Consider the following 25,057-nt stretch of genomic DNA (forward strand, 5'->3'; position numbering starts at 1 on the left):
GTGGAGTTAGACGATGAATAGTCACGTCGAAGAAGTGCAGGAAGAAGAGCCATCCAGTAAACGGGCATTTATTACGCTATCTGTGATGCTTGCGACCATTATGCAGGCGCTTGATACCACGATTGCAAACGTTGCACTGCCTCATATGAAAGGCACCATGAGTGCAACGCAGGATCAGATCTCATGGGTTCTGACCTCTTACATTGTCGCTTCAGCTATTGCTATGCCGTTAACCGGTTTTGTGGCTGCACGTATTGGTCGTAAGCGCTTGTTTTTGTTCTCAGTGGTGGGCTTTACCTTTGCTTCTGTGCTTTGTGGTGCTGCGCAATCGCTGGAACAAATCATTTTGTTCCGTCTGTTACAGGGCATTTTCGGCGCTAGTTTAGTTCCGCTATCACAGTCAGTATTGCTTGATACCTACCCAACAGAACAGCACGGTTCCGCTATGGCGATGTGGGGTGTCGGGGTTATGGTTGGTCCGATCCTAGGTCCATCATTAGGCGGTTGGTTAACGGAGTATTACAACTGGCGTTGGGTATTCTACATCAACGTACCGTTTGGCATTATGGCGTGGTTGGGTATCGCGGCTTATGTCAAAGAGACCAAACTCGATCCTGACCGCCGTTTTGATCTGTTTGGTTTTGCACTTTTAGGTATTGCGATAGGCAGCTTGCAGATGTTCTTGGACAGAGGAGAATCACTCAACTGGTTCTCGAGTCTGGAAGTGATCATCGAGGCTTCTTTGGCGGTTCTGACCTTCTACATGTTTGCCGTACATATGTTTACCCATAAAGCGCCGTTCCTTGACCCTATGATGTTCAAAGATCGAAACTACGTGGTTGGTTTGCTGTTCGGTTTTATGATTGGGGTTATTTTGCTGGCGACGATGGCTCTGCTGCCGCCGTTTTTACAAAACTTGATGGGTTATCCAGTATTGGATGTCGGTCTGCTACTGACGCCTCGTGGTTTTGGTACGATGACAGGGATGATGATTGTCGGGCGCTTATCCGGAAAAGTGGATCTGCGATATCTCGTGACCATTGGTTTGTTACTGATGATTGTTTCACTGTGGCAGATGACCAAGTTCTCGGTAGACGTAACGCGCTGGGAAATTATCTGGACAGGTACCGTTCAGGGGCTGGGTTTGGGTTTGGTGTTTGTGCCGCTGTCGACATTAACCTTTTCGACTTTAGCACCTCGTTACCGAAATGAAGGTACTGCGTTATACAGCTTAGTTCGAAACATCGGCAGTAGTATCGGTATATCTTTGGTGACAACCTACTTGTCGCATCGAGTGCAAATTAACCATGCGGTTTACGCCGAACACATCAACAACTTCAACCCAGCGTTACAGGATGCGGTTCAGAAGGGTGTTTATGATCTTTCAACCACCGCAGGGTTGGTGAACTTGAACAACATGGTGACCAAGCAAGCGTCTATCTTTGGTTATCTGCAAGATTTTCGCTTTATGATGTACGTGTGTATCATCATGCTGCCTTTGTTGGTGTTGTTGCGCAGGCCGGGAGCTAGTAAATAACGTCTAGTAACAGAAACGTCCTTTATTGGACGTTTTTCTTTTTTAGTTTCAAATAACCGCAGTTAGCAGTGCTCTTTTGAACGTTATCTTATAAAATCCGAATAAGCTTATTTTTTAACGGCATACAAACATGTCCAACCTTTCGATTGTTGCTGCTCGCGCAGATGATTTAGAAATGCTCAATGATTTGATGTATGAGTTGCATCATGAGCACCATTCCGCTTGTCCTGAGCATTTTAAAACTGCTGAAGACATCGAACAGGAAAAAAGCATTGCGCGCTATCTCGATTCACCGGAATGTCTGGTTTATGTCGCCAAGCAGAATGATTCGATCATCGGGTTTATCACTGGCCATTTTTGCGAACTAATCTCTACAGTTAGCAAGCCAGTGCCAATGGGCAGTATCGATGAATTGTATGTTTTACCTGAATTTCGCAAGCAGGGAGTCGCAACCTTGCTCTATAAGAAGCTTGAAACAACCTTGATAGATTATGGTGTTGAACAAGTATTCGTAGAGGTTTGGGCATTTAATCAAAATGCTCATCGATTCTATGAAGATTCGGGGTTTGAGCCTCATATCGCATGGCTGAGAAAATCGGTTAAGCACCGCTAATATAACGAATAAATAACGTAGAGTGAGTTTAGTGTTTCAACGTCGGTTGCTAGAAGTTATTGCCGCTTTTTGGCTTTTATACCTATTACCTGCTTACGCTCAAGAGCAGGGAGATATTGCTGCGCCAAATACTGCTGCGTCAAATATGGCGAATCCGTATAAAGGAGCTTTGTGTCTGATTAAAGCGGATGACAAGATTGTTCTGGTCAAAGAAATCATCACCAAACAGCTGTCGATTCCCGGTGGCACCATTAAACCCGGTGAGCCACCACAACTCGCTGCCCAAAGAGAAACTTGGGAAGAAACCGGCATTGTTGTTACGGTTGGTGAAGAGCTAGGCCATACCGATAAAGCCATTTTCTTTGATTGTGTCAGCTCATCAGAAATCATTGCCTATCAACACCAAAACTCAATGGGAGGGTATGAATTACCTGTCTGGTTTGCTCCCGACTATGGCGTTGAAGTGTCGAGTGCAATGCTAATAGATTCGCTCTATGTGGATGCAGAGCAATATCGATATCCCAAAGAATGGGATTCAACCATAGAGATGTTTCAACGGGCTACCGATCAGCCAATGAGAATTGTCGCCGATTTGATTCAGGCTGCGCCAAGTTTCCATCAAACTGAATTGAAATGGATTCAAGCGTTTCAGCTATGGGTAAGTAAGTTGCCACAACAGTGGGTTAGCGTTATCCATAACCTGTTGTTTAGCGGAAATCTATTCGCTTCACCTATTTGCGGCATTATTATCTTTCCGTTGCTCTACTGGCGTTGCGGCAAATCGGTTTGCTACAAGGTAAGTTTCGCAATCAGCATTACTTCCTTGATGTGTCTGTTTGCTCAGCAAGGCTTTACGCTTCCTCGACCACATGTTTATCTCCCATCGCTACAGCTTGTATCAAGTTACGGAAACGGTTTTCCAAGCTTACCCGTTGCAGTGTGGAGCAGTATTGGTATCTTACTGATGACTGAAAAAGAGAGGCTAGGCGGTCATTGGTTTGGCGTAGCTTACTGGCTTTCTGCCGTTTGGTTGATACTGTCAAAGTTCTATTCAGGAAGTGCATTTCTAACGGACATGGCTGTAGGTGTGTTTCTCGGTCTGTTAATTACTTGGAATATCATTCGTTTCGACATCAAGAGAACTGTGAAAGCTCGCACCATTATGAGCTCTCGCCGTGTTTGGTGGGGGATCAGTTTAGTTGCCGCAATTTTTACTTACTACTGGCAACTGCCTGTTTTCTCCGCTTGGTTAGTGGTATTGATCGTTATGGCGCTTATTACGACTACTTTAAAGAATCAAAGAGAGTATCTAACTTTGTTTCAAGGTTTATTGTTTACGCTGATATTGGCCGCTGTGTATATGCTGATCTCCTACCTTGCGGATCAGGTCTCTTCGAGTGGTATTTTGTCTTTGGTGGTCGAAATTTCGCGATATCCGACCATGATTATCGTATTTGTTGCGATGATTAAACTTACCTCATCGGCCACAGCAGAGACTAAAAAGCCCAGTTAAACTGGGCTCTTGCTTATCATTGGCAATTATTATTAACGCGTCAGATAGGTTTTGATGAATTCACTGATCTTGATGAGATCCGCAACCGCGATGAACTCTTCGGTGGTGTGTACTTTTGACATGCCCGTTGACAGGTTAACCGTAGTTAAACCTTTTTCATTGAAGTTATTCGCATCACTACCGCCGCCTGTACTCTTGGTTCTAGGCTCAATATCCATAGACTCGAACACTTGCTTGATAGTCGCGATGTGTGGGTGACTATCATCCATAACAAAGGCGTTGTAAGAGCGATGAGAATCAATCTCTACCGTTGCTCCGTGTTTCTCCGCAACAGCCTCAAAGGTATCAACCATATGTTTTACCTGAGCTGCCAGTTTTTCGTTATTGAGAGAACGTGCTTCAGCAACGATGGTGAGTTCAGGCATTACGATGTTTGTTGCCAAACCGCCGTTTACCATACCGATGTTAGCTGTGGTTTCTTCATCAATACGCAATAAGTTCATTTGCGTAATGGCATCCGCAGCAACGGAAATCGCACTGATACCTTCTTCTGGCGCTAATCCTGCGTGTGCAGGTTTACCGTGAACAGTTACTTTTAGTTTTTGTTGACCAGGTGCCGCTGTAATAATGGTGCCAATTGGGCCACCAGTATCAAGGACAATCGCTTTGTCTGACTGAATGTAGTTCATATCAAAGTGTTTTGAACCCATTAAGCCGCCTTCTTCATGAACGGTAAAAGCGATTTCAAGAGTTTGATGCGCAGTATTTTCTTCTTTCAGAGTTTTAACAGCTTCAAGAATTGCAGCGATACCAGATTTGTCGTCACCACCCAAAATAGTGTTACCCGCAGAGCGGATAATGCCATCTTCAATGACAGGTTGAATTCCATTTCCCGGACTTACCGTATCCATATGGCATGAGAAAACTGTGCTGCCAGCAAGCGAACCTTCTAGACGAGCATAGATGTTGTAGCCGTTTGAAACACTCTCAGGAACAGGAAGTTTGTGCACTTCAAATCCAAGGTCTTCAAGTTGAGCTGAAAGGATATCGGCGAATACCTTCTCTTTTCCTGACTCACTGTCGATTTGGATGATTTCTAGAAAGTGTTCAATAAGACGCTGATCGTTAATAACAGGCATAACATAATCTCTAAGGAAAACAGGAGATGTACCATGCCTCTCGACGCTTCGCTTAGCCCTGAGTTAAATCAAGAAATGTTCGAAAAGTAATGCTGCTATCGATAGCGGTGCAAAAATGAGAGCCTAATTCAATAGGATATTCCTATTGAATTAATGGATTTATACGATTTCTATTTAACATCACCGGCGCTTATTATTCTCTCAACGAAGCAAAGAATATCAACATAAGAGGTGATGTTATGAAAAAGAATCTTATTGGTCTCGATAAAGAACAGAGCCTAGAACTCGCGGAAGCATTGAATAATTTATTGGCTAACTATCAGGTGTTTTACATGAACACTCGTGGTTATCATTGGAATATTAAAGGTAAAAAGTTCTTTGAATTACATGCAAAATTTGAAGAAATCTATACTGATCTACAACTGAAGATTGATGAAATCGCAGAACGTATCCTGACACTTGAAGTTCAGCCACTACATAGCTTTAGCCAGTATGTAGAGCGTTCAAAAATTAGCGAACACATCAATGCTACAGATGGCGACAGCACCATGAAAGGGCTAGTGGAAGGCTTCAGCCTACTGATTGGACAGCAACGCAAGGTATTGAGTTACGCGTCAGAAGTGGGTGATGAAGGTACTGCTGCATTAATGAGTGACTATATCCGCGAGCAAGAAAAGCTGATCTGGATGTTAAGCGCATGGCTTGATTAATATTTGTTTGCTCTGCCGATAATCTTTCGAGCGCCAATCATTTGTTGATTGGCGTTTTTGCGTTTGCCCCTAAGTTATATCGTGTAATGCGTTGTAGATTGACCTTGTGATTGACCTACATCAGAATAGCAGAAAACAATCGTTAGCTTTTAATTTAAATTAAAACAATGTTTCAATTATCACGTTTTGTTTTGGTGGATAGCGGTAAACTGCGTGCAGTTGTAACACTTATATAGGATTATTGTCGTGTTTGTAGGTAAAACGTCACACCTTGAGTTTGCTGGCTTTCTAGCGCCAGAACTTAAAAAAATTATTACATCAGTATTAGATCGTTTAGAAACTCCGATTGAAAATGGTCGTCACGAAATTGATGGCTCCAATGTATTCTTCATGCTGGTGGATGACCACACTCAGCTTTTAGAACAAAGAAAATCTGAATGCCATAGTCGTTATTTAGATGTGCAGATCCTGCTTGAAGGCAGAGAATCGTTTGGCTACAGCCTAACGCCATTTAAAGGTTTGGATGAAGATTTCCTTGCTGAAAAAGATCTCGCATTCAGTGAGCAATTAGAGGAAGAACACTTTGCATCACTTACTGCCGGTGAGTTTATTGTTTTCTACCCAGGTCAGCCTCATCGTCCGTTGGTAGCAACGGATAACAAACCGATGCCAGTGCGTAAAGCGATCATCAAAGTAGATAAGTCGCTGTTCTCGTAATTATTCAGCAACTTTAAATTAATAGAACGCCCGCAATCGCGGGCGTTTTTGCAAGCTAATAATCAGTTAACGATTTCAGTTAAATGAAGCGACTTGGCCAGTCAGAGAATATAGCATCGACTTTGTCGAGATGTGGAAAGCGTTCTGCTTCATTGACCGTATAACACCAAATTTGGTATTGGTGTTGTTTCAAATACTGAATGTGTTTTTCAGTGATCCACTTGTAGTTCAGGTTACAGCTAAAGGCACTCACTTCATCAAGCAGCGTTTTGTCTTTTGCAGATAAACGTTCACTCAATACACCCAATTTATAGCCAGAGCAGTGCTGGTGTAGTTCTCGGATGATATCGTGGCTAAAGCTCGACAACACAATCTGCTCTTTAGCGATAGGGTGCTGATCCAATTGCAGTTTGAGTTGAGAAACCACACTGGTGACATCGTGTTTATCCACTTTCACTTCGAGATTCAAACCTAACTGGTTCTGCTGCGCCAGTTCAAGTAACTCATCCAGCGTCATTATGCTTTCACCTGCAAATTGCTCAGAGAACCACCCGCCAAAATCGAAACTCTTGAGCTCTGTAAGGGTATAAGCATCCACGCGACCTTTACCATTGCTACAACGATTAATGGTGTGGTCATGACAAACGATAAGTATGTTGTCCTTAGTGGGTTGAATATCAACTTCGACCCACGATAAACCCATATCGATAGCGGCTTGAACACTCACACGAGTATTTTCCGGATAGGTGCCTGCAACACCTCTGTGACCGACAACGATCAGAGACATACAAATTCCTTTATTGAAAACGAGAGCTGAAGAGTTTTACGCAACCACCAGTTCGACTTGGTGGGAGTGGCATAACGTCATAAATTCATTGGTGGCTTCATCGGCAAACAGTCGCTTCATTTCTGATAGTTCACCACTAACAACGGGAGCATAGCGCCCAAATTTCGTTTTGTCTGCAACTAACCAACATTGTTGACTTTGTTCGATAATTGCACGCGTAAGCCCTGACTCTTCTGGCGTAAAATCCAGTAATTGTCCTTTATCGTTGAAGCCTCCAACACCGAAAATTCCAATTTTAATATTGAATTGTCGGTAAAAGCGGGTAGTGGTTTCACCCACAGTATCTTCATCGGAAGGGCGAACAGCGCCGCCCGCCAGATAGACAGCAATATTCGGATTGCGGCTTAAGGTTAACGCCGCATTGATGTTGTTGGTTACGACCGTTAGCCCCGGATGATCAAGCAGAGCCTGTGCAACGTATTTGGGCGTCGTTCCAATACCGAGAAAAATACTTGTGCCCTCGGGCAACTCTTTTACTACTCGTTGTGCGATTTTTTGCTTAGCAGAGAGGTTGATCAACTCGCGATTGGTAAATGATAGATTGTCATTTGGACTGGGTAGCGAAATGCCACCGTGAACTCGTCGAACCATACCTTTGTCGCTCAAGTCATTCATATCTTTACGAATCGTCTGAACGGACACATCAAAGCGCTGTGACAGTAGGTCGCTAGACAACACGCCGTGAGCGTGTTGCAAGTACTCCAAAATCTGTTTTTGTCTGGTAGATAAACTCACATCAATCCTTACGCAATAGCTCGTTTAGCAAGAGAGACAGGGCAGAGACGTTTGCCTTGCTCATCAAACAGATGAAAATTGGTGCGAGAGACCGAAATACTCAGCGGAGAGTTGTTGTCCAGACCCATTTCAGGTGTCACGGCAATAAAACTGTCGTCGCTGTCTATGCTGCCATGAACCAGTTGGTTTGGCCCGAGAGGCTCCACGACATGAATGGATAGCGTCAGTGTAATTGCATCACTGCTGGAGTTTGAATGAGTGATCTCCGCGTGTTCAGGGCGAACGCCCAGCGTGAGATTCTCCATACTGAGACCTTCATATTCAGGTAGGAAGAACTGTTTACCAGCGACATGCAGCTGACCATGAACTAAGGATGCGGGCATAAAGTTCATGGCTGGGCTACCAATAAAGCTCGCAACAAAAGTACTCGCAGGCTTGTGATACACCTCGGCGGGGGTTCCAACTTGTTCAATTTCACCCAGTTTAAGAACCACAATGCGATCTGCCAGCGTCATTGCTTCCACTTGGTCATGGGTAACATACACGCTGGTTACCCCCAGCTCTCGTTGCAGCTTTTTGATCTCCAGTCGCATGTGCGCACGAAGAGCAGCATCAAGGTTCGATAAAGGCTCATCAAATAAAAATAGTTGAGGATCACGAACGATCGCGCGTCCCATTGCAACACGCTGACGCTGCCCGCCAGACAGTTTTGCTGGTTTGCGGTCTAGGTATTCTTCTATTTTCAGTGTCTTAGCAACTTTTTGAATTTTCTCATCTATGGTGCTTTTATCAACGCCGCGATTCTTCAAACCATAGGCTAAGTTGTTGTATACACTCATGTGCGGATAAAGCGCGTAGTTCTGGAAGACCATCGCAATATCGCGTTTTGCTGGTTTTTCTGTATCCACGCGGCGCCCAGCCAAATGTATTTCACCGCTGCTAATGCTTTCTAAACCGGCAATTGAACGCAAGATCGAAGACTTACCACAGCCAGATGGCCCCACGAGTACCAAAAACTCGCCTTCGTTAATAGAAAGGTCTACGCCTTTCACTGCTTGATGGCCATTTTCATATGTTTTTACTAATTGTTTGATATCTAACATTACGTTGTCCTGCTTAATGCTCGCAGAGCTATGTACGAGATGCATTGAGTTATTATTTTTCACTTTCAATTAATCCTTTAACGAACCAACGTTGGAATATCACCACAACCAATACAGGCGGCAGCATAGCGAGAATGACCATGGCAAAGGCATAGTCGTATCTTGGGCTATTGGTTTCATTGATGTTATTAAGAATCTGTTTGATGCCCATAACGATGGTGTTGTACTGCTCATCAGTGGTCATCATGATTGGCCACAAGTACTGGTTCCAACCCACAACAAACATGATGATAAAGATGGCGGTCATCATGGTTTTCGATAACGGAAACAAGATATCGATAAAAAATCGAATTGGGCCTGCGTTATCTAATTGCGCCGCTTCCAATAGCTCATCCGGAATGGTTTTAAAAAACTGACGAAAGAAGAAAGTGGCCGTGGCCGAAGCAATTAGAGGCAGGATTAATCCTGAATAACTGTTGAGCATGCCTAAACTCGATACCACCTCATAAGAGGGAATGATTCGAACTTCAAGCGGCAGAAGCAGGGTGACAAAGATCAGCCAAAACCATGCACTTGCATAAGGCAGGCGGAAATAGACCAGAGCATAAGCCGCCATCATTGAAATGATGATTTTACCGATAGCAAAGCCAAGCCCCATGATGACTGAGTTGAAGATCATGGTTTTTGCAGTGATATCACCAGTAAAACCAAGGCTTTTATTCCACGCTTCGCTATAGACAGCTGACAAGTTGTTGCCTATATCCCATTGCAGTCCTTGGCTGACCAGCACGTTAGGCTCATGGGTCGAACTGGCAAAAATCAACCATAACGGCACCAGCATAAACAGAGCGCCAAGAATCAATATCAAATGATCGGAGAGAGAATTACTTTTCATTGGATTCCCTTAGTAATGCACGCGCTTTTCAACAAAACGGAACTGTATAAAGGTCAATGCCAATACCAGTAGTAACAACACCACAGACTGTGCTGAGCTGCCGCCTAAATCTGCGCCAACAAAGCCGTCACGGTAGACTTTGTAAACCAGAGAAGTGGTTGAGCCTCCGGGCCCGCCATTTGTCAAAGTGTCAATAACGCCAAAGGTGTCGAAGAATGCGTAGGTAAGGTTAATCACCAGCAGGAAAAATCCGGTTGGCGCGAGAAGCGGGAAGGTAATGGTCCAGAATCGTTTGCTGTCACTGACGCAATCCAGTGTTGCTGCTTCTTTTACGGCGTACGAAATCGACTGAAGACCTGCGAGAAAGTAAACAAAGTTCACCGCAACCTGTTTCCACACCGAAACCAAAATGAGCGCAATGGTGGCATCAAGCGGATCGGTTTGTACGCTGAATGTCCAACCCAGATGTTCTAAGAAATCAGTAAGAACGCCAATGTGTGGGTTAAATAAGAAACCACCTATGATACCTGCGATGGCGGGCGCAACCGCATACACCCACGTGAGTGTGACTTTATAAGCGCTTTGTCCGTGAATAATATTGTCGGCTTTAACAGCTAATAGGAGTGCAATCGCTAGTGACAAAAACGAGACTAGGATTGAAAAAATGAGAGTGAATCCGAGAGATTCTAAATAGTCTGAAGATTGAAAAAGAATTTGGTAATTTTCAAACCAGACAAACGTTGAAGACATGCCCCAAGGGTCTTCAAGCATGAAAGAGAGATAAACGGCTTTTGCTGCTGGATAAACGAAAAAAATAGCAATAATTGCGATTTGCGGAGCAAGCAAAAAGTAGGGCATTGGAGAGTGAAAAAATTGTTGTCGACGTTCCACAAGCTTTGTCCAATAAATAAAAAGAAATGCCCACTGAACTTAATGTCCAGTGGGCTGGTTCAGAGTTATTTCACTGTGCGCGAAAAACGATCCAGCAGTTTGTCACTTTCGTCTTCCACTTTGTCCAGACTCGCCTGAACGGTTGAACGACCCGCGAAAATGTTGTCGAATTCACGGTGCATTACTTCACGAATCTGTGGGTAGAAACCTAGACGATAACCTTTGTTCCATTCGCCTGAAGCTAAGCTCAGCTGTTTAACGCCCACTTCCGCATCTGGTTGCTCGTTGTAGTAACCAGATTGCTTAGTCAGTTCGTAAGCGGCATTGGTAACAGGCACATATCCTGTTGTTTTATGCCAGTACATTTGTACTTCTGGCTTGGTCAGGTAAGCAAAGAAGTTCGCAACAGCTTTGTCTTGTTCTTTACTGTGACCACTCATGGCAAATAGCGCTGCGCCGCCAATAAAGGTATGAACGCCTTTGTCATTGAGTTTTTCCCAGTAAGGAAGATAAGTGGTGCCCAGCTCAAACTTGACGCGACTACGTAGGCCGCCGAATGAACCTGAAGAACCCATCCACATAGCTACTTCTTGACGTTCGAATGGTGTTTGGTTTGCGTCCCAGTCACTGCCGTAATACTTGAAGTAACCTTTGTCCGACCACTCTTTAAGTTTGCTGAAATGCATCACCATGTCTTTGGTGTTGAACATGATTTTTGAGGACAGATCTTTATAGCCATTTTCTTTATCAGCTAGAGGTAGGTTATGACGAGATTTGAAGTTCTCGAACATGATCCAAGGCGTGTGTGATTCCGAAAATGCGACATAGCCTTTTGTTTTTAGCTTTTCAGCTAATGCTTCTAGCTGTTCATAAGTCTTAGGTGCTTCGGCACCGACTTTCGCTAAGATATCTTTGTTGTAATAAAGAACAGGCGTAGAGCTATTAAATGGCATGCCGACCATTTTGCCGTTTTGGTCCGCATAGAAATTTCGAACACCCGCTAAGTAGTCTTGTGCAGAAAATGGGAAACCGGCATCAATCATGATGTCCTGAACAGGTTTAGCTACGCCCGGAGCATTCATAATCGTTGCTGCGCCAGCATCAAACACTTGAAGAATGTTTGGCGATTGGCCTGCACGAAACGAAGCAATACCCGCGGTTAATGTTTCTGTGTAAGAACCTTTAAATACAGGCGTGATTTTGTATTCGGTTTGTGAAGCGTTAAAGTCCGAAGCGATTTTGTTTACTGTTTCGCCCAGTTGTCCGCCCATTGCGTGCCACCACGTAATTTCAGTCGCTGCAAATGAAGTTCCTGAAACTGTTGCCGAAAGCAACCCTGCTACCCATAGCTTATTCATTGACTTTATTCCTTGTTAAGTTTCGAACGATACTGTTTGTGTTTCGTTTGATGCTATGGTGGCGAAGAAATGTTTCACGTAGGTGGACGAAAAATGTCACTAAGGTTAAAGATTTATGGATCAGGTGACTTAAATCACACTTATAAAGGACAGAACCGTTGCACCAATCTGGATCGTAGTGGTTGATTAATGAACTATAAAAGAGCGATATTGCAGCCAATAAAGCCATAATATGGCTATATTGCAAAATATAATTGGAATGAATGTTGCTAATACTAGTAAAATCTACAATCCTAAATTTGATCTTGTTAAGTTGTTCAAGGAACGAATATGAAAATTGGTGTTATTGGTGCTGGAGCTGTTGGAGTAGGTATCTGTAACTACTTATTAACCTTAGGTAGTGTTAGTGAGCTGACTATTCTTGACCGCGATGTGAAACGAGCAGAAGGCGAAGCTTTCGATTTCAGACACACAGCGGCGCTAACTTTCTCCAAAAATACCCGTATTACACCAACCGATGATTACATGGAGTTGATTGGTGCTGATATCGTGGTCATTACCGCAGGTGCGCAAATTCAACAGGGCCAGACACGTATGGACTTGGCTGAAATCAACGCAAAGATTGGTGTCGATATTGCGAAGAGAATAGAGCGTGTTGCACCTAAAGCAATACTTATTGTGGTGACTAACCCTTGTGACATTGTCACTCATAGTATTGTGGCTAATACGGGTTACAGTCCTTCGCGCGTAATTTCTGCAGGTTGTGTTATTGATACAGCTCGTTTGATGGCGATTGTGGCTCACCGTGTCAATTTAGATCCTAAAAACGTGTTTGGTTACGTGCTAGGCGAACATGGCAGTGAGTGTTTTACACCTAAGAGTTTGATCAGCATTGCTGGGCAACCTGCTGACTACTACTGTGATTCAAACAATATTCCTCGCATTGACGCTGATGAACTGTTGGAATCGGTAAAGCAAGCGGGGTTTGAAATCTTCAAACGCAAAAATAATACGGTTCATGGTATCGCTGCGAGTGTATTCCGTATTATTCAGGCAATCATGATCAACGAACATTCGGTGCTGCCCGTAGGTACACTATTACGTGGTGAATACGGCTACAAAGATGTTGTTTTGAGCTTGCCTGCTGTCATCGGTAAGAATGGGGTAGAGAAGATTCTCATTCATCCATTTACGGAAGAAGAAAAGCAGCGTTTGGACGAAATCACTGCAAACCTACGTAATCAAATGATTCATGTAGCTAAGCTTACCGGATTAAGCTACTAAAGTTTGAGGATATAAAAAGGTGGTTCATGCCACCTTTTTTCATTCTTAACGCCATAACTTATCTCTATTGTCTTTAAACGCTTTCCATCGCTGCGAATTCAGCACATATTGTCTATAGCCATAAATTTTGTAAGTAAAAAGAACGGATATCTCAAATTACAGTTGATAATGAGAGTTTTTATCATTAACATCCCAACACAACAACGCGCTATCTGATTAACATGATGAATTTTCTAAAATCCAGTTTTATCCTTATTTCTGCATCAATAGCTTTGCCCATTCACGCCAATACGCTGGATGACGCAAAAGCGATTCAAAATAAAACCAACGAAGCTTCTGCTGCGAGTCAAAAGAAAATCGATAAAAGTTCAAATTCTGCAATCGAACTGCAGGCTGAAATTGAACAGCTAAGTGAGCAAGTAAAAAACTTAGAAGTGTATCGAAATCACTTGCAGGCTTTGGTGAATAACCAGAGACAAGAAATGGTGAGTCTGGATAAACAAATTGAAGAGATCAAAGATACTCGTCAGGGCATTGTGCCTCTTATGTACCAGATGATTGATGGTTTGCAGACCATTCTTGAGCAAGACAAACCTATCCGATTACAAGCGCGTACTGATCGTCTTGAGCAGTTAAAGTCTCTTATGCCAAGAGCAGATGTCAGCGATGCTGAAAAATTCAGAAGAATTCTCGAAGCCTACCAAATCGAAATGGATTACGGCCGTAAGCTTGGTTCTTATAAAGGACAAATTAGCTTAACTGACAATGAGTCAGTCGATGCTGATATTCTCTATCTTGGTCGAGTGGCTTTAATTGCCCGTAATCCAAATGCAACCCAATACTGGACTTGGAATCAAGCGCAGAAGCAATGGCAACCGCTTGAAAGCAGTTATAAATCAGACCTTGATACAACTTATAGTTTAGCGGCGAAACAAATCGCGCCAACGCTAATTACTCTGCCTGTATCACTTGTTAATGCGGAGGCAAACTAATATGAACAACAAATTTGCCCCGTTACTCTGCGCTGCGTTATTGATTGGTGCTAATGCATCTGCAGTTGCTGCGACGGATATTGTTAGCCAAGCGAAAACAGAAAATACAGTTCAACGTAATCACGATGCTAAACGTGAAGCGGAGTTCAAGCTTACTGAACAACAACTGAAGGATAAAAAAGCTCAGTTGTTGGCGAAGCGAAACAATCTACAAAGCCAAGCGGACAAACTTTCTGCCGAATTTTCTAAAAATGAAGATTCGCTGGCTCGTTTAGAAGAAAAACTGCGTCTGGAGACGGGGAGTCTCGGCGAAATTTTTGGTGTTGTTCGTCAAAACGCGAAAGAAATCCAAGGGGATCTTTCGCAATCAGTGACAGGTGTTGATCGCCAAATCAATGCTGGCGTAATTGAAGATATCGTTGCCGCTAAATCTTTGCCTTCGATGAAACAGCTGACGGGTTTGTGGCAAGCGATGCAAGAGCAGATTACAGCAAGTGGTGAAACTTCTACCACAAACGTAACCTTGATTGATGGTGAAGGTCGCAAACAAACGGTTCAAGCTACCCGTCTCGGATCTTTTGGACTGGTTTCAGAGCAAGGTTATTTGCAGTGGAATAATGGTCGCAAAGATGCTGTCGCGTATTCGATTCAGCCTGAAAATGCACCAACACTGAACTCGCTAAAAGCTTTAGAAAACGGCAATGTTTCATTTGTTGTTATGGATCCGTCACACGGCATTCTGCTAGAACAGTTAGCCTTGACGCCTACGCTTGAACAGCGTCTTGAAGCGGGTGGTGTAGTCGGAAAAATCATACTTGTGCTATTGGCTATCGGTTTAGTGATTGCTCTATATCGTGGTGCTTCACTGGCTATTGCTCGTCAAAAGATTTCCGCACAGCTTAAAAATCCACAGCAACCCGGAAACAATCCGCTGGGTCGAGTTCTTTCTGTTCACGACAAAGAAAAGCATCGCAGCGTTGAAGCTTTAGAACTGCGTCTTTTAGAAGCCGTTGTTGATGAACAAACAGGTTTAGAAAAAGGTTTGTCAATGCTCAAACTGCTGGCAGCACTTGCGCCAATGCTTGGTTTGCTTGGTACCGTAACCGGTATGATCGAAACTTTCCAAGTAATTACTCAGTTCGGTAATGGCGACCCTAAAGTGATGGCGGGCGGTATTTCGATGGCACTAGTAACAACTGTATTAGGCCTTGTTGCTGCTATGCCGCTGTTACTTGCACACAATATTTTAAGTACTCAGGCAGAGAACATACGCAATATTTTGGAAAAACAGGGTATTGGTTTAGTGGCAGAGCAAGCTGAACGTGAAAGCAGCGAAACCGGTTCTGCGAAAATGGTCAATGCGGCGTAAGGGTTGAAAATGCAAGCTGACTGGTTAATGCCACTCAATGATCTGTTTTTACCACTGACTGAGTTTATGGATCAGGGTGGCGCAGTATTGTGGTGGTTGGCTGCGGTTGTTGCGGTGTATTGGTTGTTGGTTATCGAGCGTATTCTTTTTCTGGTGTTTACTTTTCCTAAGCAGCGTAAACAGTGGATTGAGCAATGGCATCAACGCAGTGAGCATCACTCGTGGCATGCTCACGCCATTAAGCAAGGGTGGATTGGGCAAGCACACATCGCATTAACTCAGAATCTTAATGTTATTAAAGTGATGGTTTCTATCTGTCCAATGCTGGGTTTACTAGGCACAGTGACGGGGATGATCTCAGTCTTTGATGTGATGGCAACTCAAGGCAGCAGCGATCCAAAATTAATGGCGTCAGGTATTTCACTGGCCACACTGCCGACTATGGCTGGTATGGTTGCTGCGTTAGCAGGTATGTTTGTTCACGCTCGTTTAGTGAAAACCTGTCGTCTGTTAGAAATGAAATTAGAAAAATCTTTAAGGAGTCAACGATGAGACTCGGTCGACGTCAATCCCAGCAAGAAGAGGCTCAAATAGACCTCACTTCAATGTTGGATATCGTATTTATCATGTTGATTTTCTTCATCGTGACGAGTTCATTTGTTCGTGAATCAGGCGTGGAAGTTAACCGTCCTACGGCTTCGAATGTGGTCAGTCAAAAAGATGCTGGTATTTTCGTAGCAATTACCTCCGCGAACGACATCTTTATTGATAAACGACAAGTGGATGTAGAAAGAGTGCAGGCAACACTAGAGCACCTGTTGCTGGAGCAACCTGAAGCTTCATTGGTGATTCAGGCTGACGAGCATGCCTATAACGGAACCGTCGTACAAGTAATGGATGCAGCCAAAGGTGCAGGGGTTAAAAGTATTGCACTTGCCGCGGAGAAGCGTTGATGCTGCGTTTATTGTTCGCGACGCCGATAGCTGCACTTATCTCTCTCAGCTTGTTCGCATTTATGGCTTGGATGGTTGATAACGGTAATCAAGGCGCACCTAAAGCGAGCCAACCTCTTAGCTTCAACATGGTGATGTTAGAGCAAGAAAATCAAGTGCAACGAAGACAACGAAGTGTTCCAGAACTACCAGAATTACCAGATCCGCCTCCTGAATCACCGGTTTCGCAAAAGCAGACTGCTGTAGCAAACAGTTCTCAGCTTTCGAGTGTTCCATCATTAGGTTTAGATACAGCGATCAATGGTATTGCTATCAACGCACCAACCTTTGGTGATATTGGTGCGAATCAACAAGCGATGCCGCTGCATCGTGTCGAGCCAACATACCCAGCCCGCGCTTTACTTAGGGGGATTGAAGGCTATGTGGTGATGAGTTTTACCATTGACGAAACAGGGCAACCAACAGATATCGAAGTTCTGGAAGCTGAACCTAAGCGAGTGTTTGAGCGTGAAGCGATACGTGCGCTAAGAAACTGGAAGTATCAGCCTAAACTAGTAGATGGCAAAGCGGTTACTCAACCCGGACAATCTGTGAAATTGGAGTTTAAGTTAGCCAAATGATGAAACGAATGATCATCTGTCTATTACTGATAAGTTCCGCATCTTGGAGTGTTGCTGCGGAATTGAGTCAGTATGCAGCCAATAAAGCGCTGAAAGCCAATCAGTTGGCGCAAGAGAACAAACTGTCTCAGGCGATTGAAACGCTTAGAACAGCCGATGTTTCCCGAGCTTATGACAAGGCTTACTTTTCTCGAATGCTTGGTGTTTTCTATTGGCAGAATGAACAGCTCAAACCGGCTATCACGGCTTTGGAACAAGCAGTTGCAAGTGGCGAACTCAAAGATGATCAAGGTTGGCTAACAGAGCGTATGTTAGCAGACCTGCTTCTGATGAATCAGCAGTATAAGCAAGCGTTGCCTCATTACTATCAGTTAAGCAAAAACATACCAACGACCCAGAACGCCAGCGAACTATGGTTGCGAATTGCGCAAGTTCATTACCAGATGGAGCAGTGGCAAAAAACACTGGCTGCAATCTCTAAATATGACAAATTCAAACAGCCGGATAGCGTGACTCCACTTTCGGTTAAGCTGGGAGCGCAGCTTCAGCTTGAGCGCTGGGAGCAAGCTATTCCAACCCTTAAGAAGCTGATTAATCTGGAGCCACAACGTAGTAACTGGTGGTTGCAACTGGTTAACTTGGAGCTGCGAACCGGCAAGAAAAAAGATGCATTAAGCAGTTTAGGTTTAGCTCAATTGCAAAAAATCGAATTGAGTGATGCGGATTTACGTTTATTAGCTCAGCTTTATGCGCATAACGGTATTCCTGAGCGTGCAGGGCTTGTATTAGAGCACTTGAAAGAAGCGCAGACGAATGTGGATTTAATCACTGAGCGTGCTTATTACTGGCAACAAGCAAAAGAGTGGGATAAAGCAATCGATGCTTGGGCATTAGCTTCTAAATTCGATGCGAAATACCACTGGAATATTGCTCAGATACTCATGCAACAAGCCCGCTATGATGATGCATTATCTGAGTTGGATAATGTCAAAGAGAAGGGCAAACAAGCTCAAGTTGCTTTAGCCCGAACCAAGGCTCTGTATAAACTTAACCAGCTCGAACCAGCATTGATTGAAGCGAAGAAAGCCAACAATCTTGAGCCATCAGAAGAAGCAAAAAGCTGGATAAAGTATTTAACGCAGCTACGCAAAGTAAAAGACAACCAAACTTCTTAAGAGATGGCCTATTTATAGGCCATTTTATTGTAATGATAATAGTTCGCACATGGTAATGATAATGGATACTATTTGATGAATTCTTAATGGTACAGGTATTGTCAATGGGTTTATCCACTCTACATTTCGAAAAATTATTCCTTCATGCCAGACAGATAACTCCATACTTGGATGGCTGTCTTGAAGAGACAACTACATTCAAAGAGCCGGCCCATTCTTTAAGTCCTGAGTCGATTGAGCGGCTTTACAATGAACTCGCCGAACGGAATCCAGAAGCTGGCCCATCGTATTGGTTAACTCGCACATGGGATTTGCTTTGCTGGCAGCCAGTTTTTGTTTCCTTTGTCGCGATTTATACACAGCGAGCACTACCAGACGTTTCAACCATTTCTCAAAACAAACAGAGCTGTTTTATCGCAGGGTTTAACTTTAGAGATCATGAATGGACACATGCTTGTCGCGCAACACTGATTAAAAAAGCGGGGCAGCAATTATCTCATCTGTTTGAAACTTATAGGGATGCTATCAATCAGTGGGGAAGAATTCGTCCGGGTTTCACGCATCATCTACTTGCTGATCATCTGTTAAATTGTTTAGTACGTTTACAAGAAATCAGACCAAGCTACTCAAACACCACCATCCTTAGACATGCGCAACTTTGGTTAGAGGCCTTTGATTTGCCACAAAAGCATATCAGTAACCTCAAAATTGATAGCACCACCAACAAATTAAAATTGGTCAGAACCAGTTGTTGTCTGGTCTATAAATGTGAAGGACGGTCACTATGCGCAAACTGCCCACGTCTCGAAGCAAACAAGTCGACGAAACTGATTACAGCTAAAGAAGTTACTGCTTAATCGGTAATATCTATCCAATTGATAAATCAAACCCATTTGCGAGCTTAACCACTAAGATTTATCTTTATACGGTTAGAACAATAATAAGGGTTTAATAATGCCAGGACAGAAAGCGTTAGTAGTAGAAGGTGGGGCGATGCGTGGCATATTTGCTAGCGGCGTACTTGATTCGTTTATGGAACTAAGCCACCGCCCATATAATTTTGTAATGGGTGTTTCTGCTGGTGCTTCTAATCTTGTCAGCTATTTGTCTAATCAACCGTTACGCAGTTACCAAGTGATTACGCAACTTGCTACCAGTAGCGAATTCTATAATCCGCGCCGCTTTTTAAAAGGTGGTGATTTGGTCGATGTTCGCTGGTTGCTTGATGAAGCGAATAAACGTTATCCCATTAATGAAGAGGCTCTTTTTTCTTCAGTACCGTTTTATGCTGCCGCGACAAATATCCAAACAGGTAAGCCGGACTACTATCAAGTAACACCAGAAAATTTTGTTACGGCAATAGAGGCGACTTCAGCGTTGCCACTCGTATATAAAAAAACACCTTGTTTTGATGGGCAATGCTATACCGATGGTGGTGTCTCAGATTCCATTCCAGTTAAAGAAGCTTATCGTCGAGGAGCCAGAGATATTACCGTCGTACTTTCACACCCAGAAAGTTACGAAATGCCGAAAGTGAAAAGCAAATGGATGATGAAAAAACTCTTTGCTCGCTATCCGGAAGTGGCGAAAGCCGTCACCGCGCGAGCTGAAAAATATAATGGTTCGCTTGAGTTTATTCGTAATCCACCGAAAGACGCTCACATACGGGTGATTGCACCACCAGAGCATTTTGCAGTTAAACGCCTAACCATGAACAAGGCATTGTTGGATCATGGATACAGCATGGGATTGATTGCAGGTCGTATGCATGTTCACGGCTTGAAAGAGTAGGAGCACATTATGAGCTTTATAGAGAAAATCGTCGTGTTTGTGTGTGAAATCGACACGTATCAGAGCGTAATCGCAGGGTTAGAAGATACCTATTTAGAAAGTGAAAACGACTAAACCGCATATGAAAAAGGTCAGCAATTGCTGACCTTTAATCTATTGTTGTAAAGCAAATTACTTAGACGCAAAATCCAGTTGAATTTGCTCATCCTGTTTTTGTATCCACAATAATCTGAAACTCAGCATTATGGCTGCAGAGCTTAAACCCACAATAAAACCTATCCAGAAACCTTTAGCTCCCATCGGCTCGACAATCCAGTCTGTCATTGCCAGCGCATATCCGGTCGGTAAACCAAGCAGCCAATAGGCAATAAAGGTTCGGACAAATATGGCATTCATGTCTTTATATCCACGCAGTGAGCCTGCAGCGATCACCTGAATCGCATCGGTACATTGATAAATAGACGCAAAGATCAGCAATTGCATCGTCAAGTTAATTACTTCTCTGTTATCAGTATATAGATACGCGATTTGTTCGCGGAATATCAATGTAAAAGCTGCGGTCATTAATGCCGTTGCAACACCAAAAAATAGCCCCACGTGCGACGCGACAGCTGCACCCTTAACATCTTCTTCACCCAGAGTATGTCCGACTCGAATTGATACGGCTGCACCGATACTCATAGGTAACATAAAAATCAACGAAGAGAAGTTGATGGCAACTTGATGAGAAGCAACAACCAATGAACCCAGAGGCGCTAAGGCAACAGCTACAACAGCGAAGAGTGTAACCTCAAAAAAGATAGATGCTGCAACAGGTAATCCCAGCTTGAACAAGCGCCATTGAGGTTTGAATTCAGGCTTATGGAAGCGTTCAAACAATTTAATGTGTGCAAGGCGGTTCGATGTCGCTACATAGAACAACAACATCAAAAACATTAGCCAGTACACAATCAGAGTCGCTACGCCACAACCAACACCGCCAAGCGCAGGCGCGCCTAACTTACCATATACGAATATCCAGTTAAGCGGGATGTTGATCAATAGGCCAAAGAAACCAATCACCATCGCAGGTTTAGTAAGAGACATACCTTCGGCGAAACTACGTAATACCTGAAACAGCAAGAATGCAGGTACGGCAAAGATCATCGCAGTGATATAACCGATGGTTTTTTGCGCCATTAAAATTTCAACTTCCATTACTTCCAAAATAGCACCAGCCTGTAGAAGCACTATGATGGTTGGAATCGAAACAATTAAAGCTAAAAATCCACCCTGATGTATAGTCGATGCGATTTTATGCTGTCTTCCAGAGCCATTTAGCTGAGCGACGACAGGCACTAATGCCATCAAAAGCCCAATACCAAATAGAATGGTCGGCATCCAAATGCTCGAAGCAACGGACACCGCCGCTAAGTCGGTAGCGCTTACGCCACCAGCCATAACGGTATCGACGAAACTCATACCGGTTTGAGCAATGGAAGCAATGAGAACTGGCGTTGATAACTTTACTAATTTTTTTATTTCATTTTTATAATGTTGCACAAACTTCTCCGAACGGAATATTTACTGCTTAATTAATCGGCGGGTCGTACTGGTGGGAATGATAAAGAAATGTCACACTGATCACCACGAAAAACTATCGGAAATACTAAATGTTTACTGGGATTGTGCAAGGCATGGCGAAAGTCGTGGCTATTGATAAAAAAGACAAATTTCAAACCCATGTTATTGAGCTAGAACCCTTATTAAATCAAGGGGTATCGATTGGTGCTTCCATCGCTCACAACGGTTGCTGTTTAACCGTCACACATATCGATGAAAATCGTGTTTCATTCGATTTAATGCAAGAAACGCTTAAGCTAACCAATTTAGGAGAGCTGGAAGTTGGCTCGTTGGTCAACGTAGAAAGAGCAGCAAAATTTGGTGATGAAATTGGTGGCCATACGATGTCTGGTCACATTATGGATACCGCTACTATTAAAGACGTGATTGAAACACCAAACAATAAGACGATTTGGTTCGAGTTATCACCTCGATATATGAAGTATGTTTTGCCGAAAGGATTTATTGGCTTAGATGGTTGCTCGCTGACAATTGGGGAAGTCAGGGAGAATCGTTTTAACGTTCACCTCATTCCTGAAACGTTACAGAGAACGCTCTTTGTGGGTGACAAAGTGAATGTTGAACTTGATCCACAAACTCAAGCGATTGTAGATACCGTTGAACGAGTGCTGGCTGCCAAACAATAGTTTTTGATCAGTTCAAAAATCAAAAGCGGTTAGAAAATTTGTTCGTCATCCGCATCGACTTGAAGTTCTACTGTGTCTAATTGTTCGTTGACCATCAAATTCATGTGAATCGGATTGCAACAAGCAGGGCAGTCATCATAAAACTCTTGGCTGCCATTTGATGAATCTAACGTCACAGGAACATGGTGCCCGCAATGGGGGCATAGAATTGATTTTTGTATAAAGTTTTTCATTTTAATTCTCGCTCTTTTTCTTTTGTTCTTATTTTAATAGTAAGACGAGAAGTTGATTCTGAACGAGAAATAAGTGCAAATTTAAACTTTGTCACAAAGAAAAAAGAGCTAAAGATTATTAGCTCTTTTTTTGTTTATTTTTAACAACATAGATAACTAATCAATAAGTTTAGAATGACAGAATTTTCTTAACTAGATACTCAGCTTCATCTAAGTAATGACCACCAAAATGATTGTAGTGATTCAGTATGTGGTAGAGGTTATAGATGTCTTTTCGTTCGACATAGCCAAAGTCTAAAGGCAGTACTTCTTCATAGGCTTGATAGAACTCTGGTTGAAAGCCATTAAACAGTTCAGTCATGGCGATGTCACACTCTCTGTCCCCCCAATAAGTTGCAGGGTCATAACAAATTGGGCCTATTGGCGAATTTGCGACATTTTCGTTCCACAAATTGCCATGTAGCAACGCCGGTCGGGGAGTGTGGTTCGCAAGTCTTTGCTTAATCACTTCTACGAATTCATCGATGTTGACCAAATGCACGCCTTTTTCATGCATCAGTTGAAGTTGCCAGCCAATTCTTTGTTCCGCGAAGAACTGACACCATTTCTTGGTCCAATTGTTTGGTTGAACAATGCAGCCCAAGTAATTATCAATGTCGAAACCGTATTCCTTCTGGTCACCCCATTGGTGTAACTTAGCCAGTTCAAGCCCGAATTTAAAGCTGTTCGTCGCGTCATCAAGAGGTTTGGTAACGAGGTAGTTAAGGATAATAAAAGAGTGATCTTTGGTACTGCCGGTAAGAACATGTTCAGGAACATGAATACTGCTGCTTTCTCTTAGGACTCGGAGGTTTTCAGCTTCAGCTTCAAAGTTAGGTAAAAAATTGCGGTCATTAAGCTTCACAAAATACCGCTCTTTACCGTCGGTAATCATATAACTTTCACTAATGTCACCACCTTGTAGTTTTGTTTTCTCTACAAGATCGAATTGAAACATTAAAGTATCTGAGAGTTGCTGGGTGATAGCTTGCCACATAGTATGAACTCCATGACCGTTTTTTAGTCCATATTAGTTTAGAACAATCAATGTGACTTTACTGGACCGTAAAGCAAATAATTTCATTAACTTAGTTTTGCTAGACAGTTAATCCGCATATTTGTGAACTTACTCATAAAACGTTTCACGAACGATATTGCCTTTTGATTGAATAGAAAGTCACAATGAGTTCAACAAATGATTTAGTCCCTAACTGAGAGCATAAAGTCTATAGCTTTCTTGCACTAAGTTAGACTTTTATCAATGAATCGTTTGAAATTTCATCAAGCAAACATATCAAATGTGTGAAATTTTCCTCACATGGCTTAGTATTATTGAAGGTACAGTGAGTTACTGGTGACGAAGCAGTAAAGCGGAGAATTAAAGTGGTTGTAGAAACCGATGGTTATTTAGCGCTAATAGAACATCTTGCATTCAACATGGATGTATTCACCCGTGGCGGTGACACCGGTAAAGAAAGCGTAGAAGATGTCGTTACTGATATGGTAGCGAGTAACATCATGGCTGTTTTCGAACAGAACCCTGAACTTCATTCAAGTGTACGTTTTCAACTTCTTAAAGAAGCGGATTCTGTAGTGGAGGATTTAGGAGAGGTGTTAGCTGGCGTATGGGCAAAACCCGCAACGAACGATCAAATCATTTTTCTGGATGAATACATTGCACTGGTTAAAAATTTATTTGATAGCGCGGTAGCGACTTACGATTAAATCAATCAGACAAGCTATCCACTCTTCTGAATTGCCAAAATTTGGATGCCCAATAGGGGTTATCAATACGAGATATGATTACCCCTTGTGATGTGGAAGCATGCATAAATCTAAGATTCCCCAAATAAACACCAACATGATTCGTTGTTTTTGACGTTTTGAAGAAGACTAAATCACCATATTTAGCTGCGTCATATTTAACGCTCTCACCAACTTTACTTTGAGACTTAGTCGTTCTTGGCAATGGAAGCTGCCAAGCGTCACGATAGGCTATCTGCACAAATGCAGAGCAATCAATTCCGTTTTTATTATTCCCACCTAAACGGTACGGCACGCCTTGCCACTGGTTATAGACGCTAAAAAAAGACGCTTCGCGCTCGGTCACTTTTTCTATGCCAGTATTTGAACCCAAGAGGTCTTTATCTTGAGTAATTGAATATTTCGAAGTCTGATTCTGAGCACATCCAGTGACTAAAGAAACCATAAAAACCCAATACATTGAGCGTCTAATTATTGGTTTATGAAATAAATGTGTCATAAAAATTACCTAATATACCCATCGTTATATT

General features: G+C 43.0%; 27 protein-coding genes. 16 read left to right on the top strand and 11 right to left on the bottom strand.

From position 1 onward, the window contains the following. The first annotated feature begins 13 nt into the window (after positions 1 to 13). The 3 genes from ACRQQK_RS05770 to ACRQQK_RS05780 all read left to right on the top strand — a co-directional run bounded on the left by ACRQQK_RS05770 (position 14) and on the right by ACRQQK_RS05780 (position 3,663). Positions 14 to 1,537: a DHA2 family efflux MFS transporter permease subunit gene (locus ACRQQK_RS05770; RefSeq protein ID WP_457510404.1), complete on the top strand. Its 1,524-nt coding sequence runs from the start codon at positions 14 to 16 to the stop codon at positions 1,535 to 1,537. A gap of 130 nt (positions 1,538 to 1,667) precedes the next feature. Continuing rightward, the gene (locus ACRQQK_RS05775; protein WP_102964206.1) at positions 1,668 to 2,150 is read left to right on the top strand and encodes a GNAT family N-acetyltransferase; all 483 of its coding nucleotides are present in this window, start codon (positions 1,668 to 1,670) and stop codon (positions 2,148 to 2,150) included. A gap of 31 nt (positions 2,151 to 2,181) precedes the next feature. After that, positions 2,182 to 3,663 (top strand): NUDIX domain-containing protein, encoded by a 1,482-nt coding sequence (locus tag ACRQQK_RS05780; RefSeq protein ID WP_457510405.1) that lies wholly within the window; start codon positions 2,182 to 2,184, stop codon positions 3,661 to 3,663. Between the two features lie 32 nt (positions 3,664 to 3,695). On the opposite strand, the gene ACRQQK_RS05785 is transcribed toward ACRQQK_RS05780, so the two are convergent. Continuing rightward, on the bottom strand, positions 3,696 to 4,802 hold the full coding sequence (locus ACRQQK_RS05785) for a M20/M25/M40 family metallo-hydrolase (RefSeq protein WP_457510406.1): 1,107 nt from the start codon (positions 4,800 to 4,802) through the stop codon (positions 3,696 to 3,698). A 239-nt stretch (positions 4,803 to 5,041) separates the two neighbouring features. Here ACRQQK_RS05785 and ACRQQK_RS05790 point away from each other — a divergent pair, with 239 nt between their 5' ends. Both ACRQQK_RS05790 and ACRQQK_RS05795 read left to right on the top strand, forming a co-directional pair. Continuing rightward, complete coding sequence (locus tag ACRQQK_RS05790) at positions 5,042 to 5,512, top strand: Dps family protein (RefSeq protein WP_457510407.1); 471 nt, start codon at positions 5,042 to 5,044, stop codon at positions 5,510 to 5,512. Positions 5,513 to 5,758: 246 nt separating this feature from the next. Next, complete coding sequence (locus tag ACRQQK_RS05795) at positions 5,759 to 6,229, top strand: YhcH/YjgK/YiaL family protein (RefSeq protein WP_457510408.1); 471 nt, start codon at positions 5,759 to 5,761, stop codon at positions 6,227 to 6,229. 79 nt (positions 6,230 to 6,308) lie between these two features. Here ACRQQK_RS05795 and ACRQQK_RS05800 read toward each other — a convergent pair whose 3' ends face one another. The 6 genes from ACRQQK_RS05800 to ACRQQK_RS05825 all read right to left on the bottom strand — a co-directional run bounded on the left by ACRQQK_RS05800 (position 6,309) and on the right by ACRQQK_RS05825 (position 12,058). Then, entirely contained in the window at positions 6,309 to 7,016 is a 708-nt protein-coding gene (locus ACRQQK_RS05800) for a glycerophosphodiester phosphodiesterase family protein (RefSeq protein ID WP_457510409.1), read from the bottom strand. Positions 7,017 to 7,052: 36 nt separating this feature from the next. Next, positions 7,053 to 7,811 (bottom strand): DeoR/GlpR family DNA-binding transcription regulator, encoded by a 759-nt coding sequence (locus tag ACRQQK_RS05805; RefSeq protein WP_042482260.1) that lies wholly within the window; start codon positions 7,809 to 7,811, stop codon positions 7,053 to 7,055. Positions 7,812 to 7,819: 8 nt separating this feature from the next. Next, positions 7,820 to 8,959, bottom strand: coding sequence for a sn-glycerol-3-phosphate ABC transporter ATP-binding protein UgpC (gene ugpC / locus ACRQQK_RS05810; protein WP_457510442.1), 1,140 nt, complete (start codon positions 8,957 to 8,959; stop codon positions 7,820 to 7,822). A 7-nt stretch (positions 8,960 to 8,966) separates the two neighbouring features. Beyond that, the gene (gene ugpE, locus ACRQQK_RS05815; RefSeq protein ID WP_457510410.1) at positions 8,967 to 9,809 is read right to left on the bottom strand and encodes a sn-glycerol-3-phosphate ABC transporter permease UgpE; all 843 of its coding nucleotides are present in this window, start codon (positions 9,807 to 9,809) and stop codon (positions 8,967 to 8,969) included. A 9-nt stretch (positions 9,810 to 9,818) separates the two neighbouring features. After that, on the bottom strand, positions 9,819 to 10,700 hold the full coding sequence (locus ACRQQK_RS05820) for an ABC transporter permease subunit (protein ID WP_457510411.1): 882 nt from the start codon (positions 10,698 to 10,700) through the stop codon (positions 9,819 to 9,821). A 65-nt stretch (positions 10,701 to 10,765) separates the two neighbouring features. Further along, complete coding sequence (locus tag ACRQQK_RS05825) at positions 10,766 to 12,058, bottom strand: extracellular solute-binding protein (RefSeq protein ID WP_457510412.1); 1,293 nt, start codon at positions 12,056 to 12,058, stop codon at positions 10,766 to 10,768. Between the two features lie 330 nt (positions 12,059 to 12,388). On the opposite strand from ACRQQK_RS05825, the gene ACRQQK_RS05830 reads away from it, so the two are divergent. The 9 genes from ACRQQK_RS05830 to ACRQQK_RS05870 all read left to right on the top strand — a co-directional run bounded on the left by ACRQQK_RS05830 (position 12,389) and on the right by ACRQQK_RS05870 (position 20,242). Then, positions 12,389 to 13,342 (top strand): lactate/malate family dehydrogenase, encoded by a 954-nt coding sequence (locus ACRQQK_RS05830; protein WP_457510413.1) that lies wholly within the window; start codon positions 12,389 to 12,391, stop codon positions 13,340 to 13,342. Positions 13,343 to 13,566: 224 nt separating this feature from the next. Then, positions 13,567 to 14,334, top strand: coding sequence for a DUF3450 domain-containing protein (locus tag ACRQQK_RS05835; protein WP_457510443.1), 768 nt, complete (start codon positions 13,567 to 13,569; stop codon positions 14,332 to 14,334). 1 nt (position 14,335) lies between these two features. Beyond that, on the top strand, positions 14,336 to 15,703 hold the full coding sequence (locus tag ACRQQK_RS05840) for a MotA/TolQ/ExbB proton channel family protein (protein WP_457510414.1): 1,368 nt from the start codon (positions 14,336 to 14,338) through the stop codon (positions 15,701 to 15,703). Positions 15,704 to 15,712: 9 nt separating this feature from the next. Further along, positions 15,713 to 16,255 carry a MotA/TolQ/ExbB proton channel family protein gene (locus tag ACRQQK_RS05845; RefSeq protein WP_102942005.1) on the top strand — a complete coding sequence of 181 codons (543 nt, stop codon included), beginning with the start codon at positions 15,713 to 15,715 and terminating at the stop codon, positions 16,253 to 16,255. Continuing rightward, on the top strand, positions 16,252 to 16,656 hold the full coding sequence (locus ACRQQK_RS05850; protein WP_042482271.1) for an ExbD/TolR family protein: 405 nt from the start codon (positions 16,252 to 16,254) through the stop codon (positions 16,654 to 16,656). The genes ACRQQK_RS05845 and ACRQQK_RS05850 overlap by 4 nt, the downstream gene beginning before the upstream one ends. Next, positions 16,656 to 17,276: an energy transducer TonB gene (locus tag ACRQQK_RS05855; RefSeq protein WP_457510415.1), complete on the top strand. Its 621-nt coding sequence runs from the start codon at positions 16,656 to 16,658 to the stop codon at positions 17,274 to 17,276. The genes ACRQQK_RS05850 and ACRQQK_RS05855 overlap by 1 nt, the downstream gene beginning before the upstream one ends. After that, the gene (locus ACRQQK_RS05860) at positions 17,276 to 18,451 is read left to right on the top strand and encodes a BTAD domain-containing putative transcriptional regulator (protein ID WP_457510444.1); all 1,176 of its coding nucleotides are present in this window, start codon (positions 17,276 to 17,278) and stop codon (positions 18,449 to 18,451) included. Before ACRQQK_RS05855 ends, ACRQQK_RS05860 begins: the two co-directional genes overlap by 1 nt. A gap of 86 nt (positions 18,452 to 18,537) precedes the next feature. Continuing rightward, complete coding sequence (locus tag ACRQQK_RS05865; protein ID WP_457510416.1) at positions 18,538 to 19,308, top strand: siderophore ferric iron reductase; 771 nt, start codon at positions 18,538 to 18,540, stop codon at positions 19,306 to 19,308. Between the two features lie 97 nt (positions 19,309 to 19,405). Next, positions 19,406 to 20,242, top strand: a complete 837-nt coding sequence (locus ACRQQK_RS05870; RefSeq protein ID WP_457510417.1) for a patatin-like phospholipase family protein — start codon at positions 19,406 to 19,408, stop codon at positions 20,240 to 20,242. A 171-nt stretch (positions 20,243 to 20,413) separates the two neighbouring features. Here the strand turns inward: ACRQQK_RS05870 and ACRQQK_RS05875 are convergent, their stop codons facing one another. Next, positions 20,414 to 21,784 carry an MATE family efflux transporter gene (locus ACRQQK_RS05875; protein ID WP_457510418.1) on the bottom strand — a complete coding sequence of 457 codons (1,371 nt, stop codon included), beginning with the start codon at positions 21,782 to 21,784 and terminating at the stop codon, positions 20,414 to 20,416. 110 nt (positions 21,785 to 21,894) lie between these two features. Here ACRQQK_RS05875 and ACRQQK_RS05880 point away from each other — a divergent pair, with 110 nt between their 5' ends. Further along, positions 21,895 to 22,491 carry a riboflavin synthase subunit alpha gene (locus ACRQQK_RS05880; RefSeq protein ID WP_457510419.1) on the top strand — a complete coding sequence of 199 codons (597 nt, stop codon included), beginning with the start codon at positions 21,895 to 21,897 and terminating at the stop codon, positions 22,489 to 22,491. Between the two features lie 29 nt (positions 22,492 to 22,520). On the opposite strand, the gene ACRQQK_RS05885 is transcribed toward ACRQQK_RS05880, so the two are convergent. Together ACRQQK_RS05885 and ACRQQK_RS05890 are read right to left on the bottom strand one after the other, a co-directional pair. Beyond that, entirely contained in the window at positions 22,521 to 22,724 is a 204-nt protein-coding gene (locus ACRQQK_RS05885; protein WP_102942012.1) for a CPXCG motif-containing cysteine-rich protein, read from the bottom strand. A gap of 169 nt (positions 22,725 to 22,893) precedes the next feature. Next, positions 22,894 to 23,760, bottom strand: coding sequence for a fructosamine kinase family protein (locus ACRQQK_RS05890; RefSeq protein WP_102964191.1), 867 nt, complete (start codon positions 23,758 to 23,760; stop codon positions 22,894 to 22,896). A gap of 386 nt (positions 23,761 to 24,146) precedes the next feature. Here ACRQQK_RS05890 and ACRQQK_RS05895 point away from each other — a divergent pair, with 386 nt between their 5' ends. After that, positions 24,147 to 24,488: a DUF3802 family protein gene (locus ACRQQK_RS05895; protein ID WP_457510420.1), complete on the top strand. Its 342-nt coding sequence runs from the start codon at positions 24,147 to 24,149 to the stop codon at positions 24,486 to 24,488. 1 nt (position 24,489) lies between these two features. Here the strand turns inward: ACRQQK_RS05895 and ACRQQK_RS05900 are convergent, their stop codons facing one another. After that, positions 24,490 to 25,026: an NlpC/P60 family protein gene (locus ACRQQK_RS05900; protein ID WP_457510421.1), complete on the bottom strand. Its 537-nt coding sequence runs from the start codon at positions 25,024 to 25,026 to the stop codon at positions 24,490 to 24,492. Positions 25,027 to 25,057 lie beyond the last annotated feature (31 nt).

Source organism: Vibrio sp. C8 (assembly GCF_054051265.1).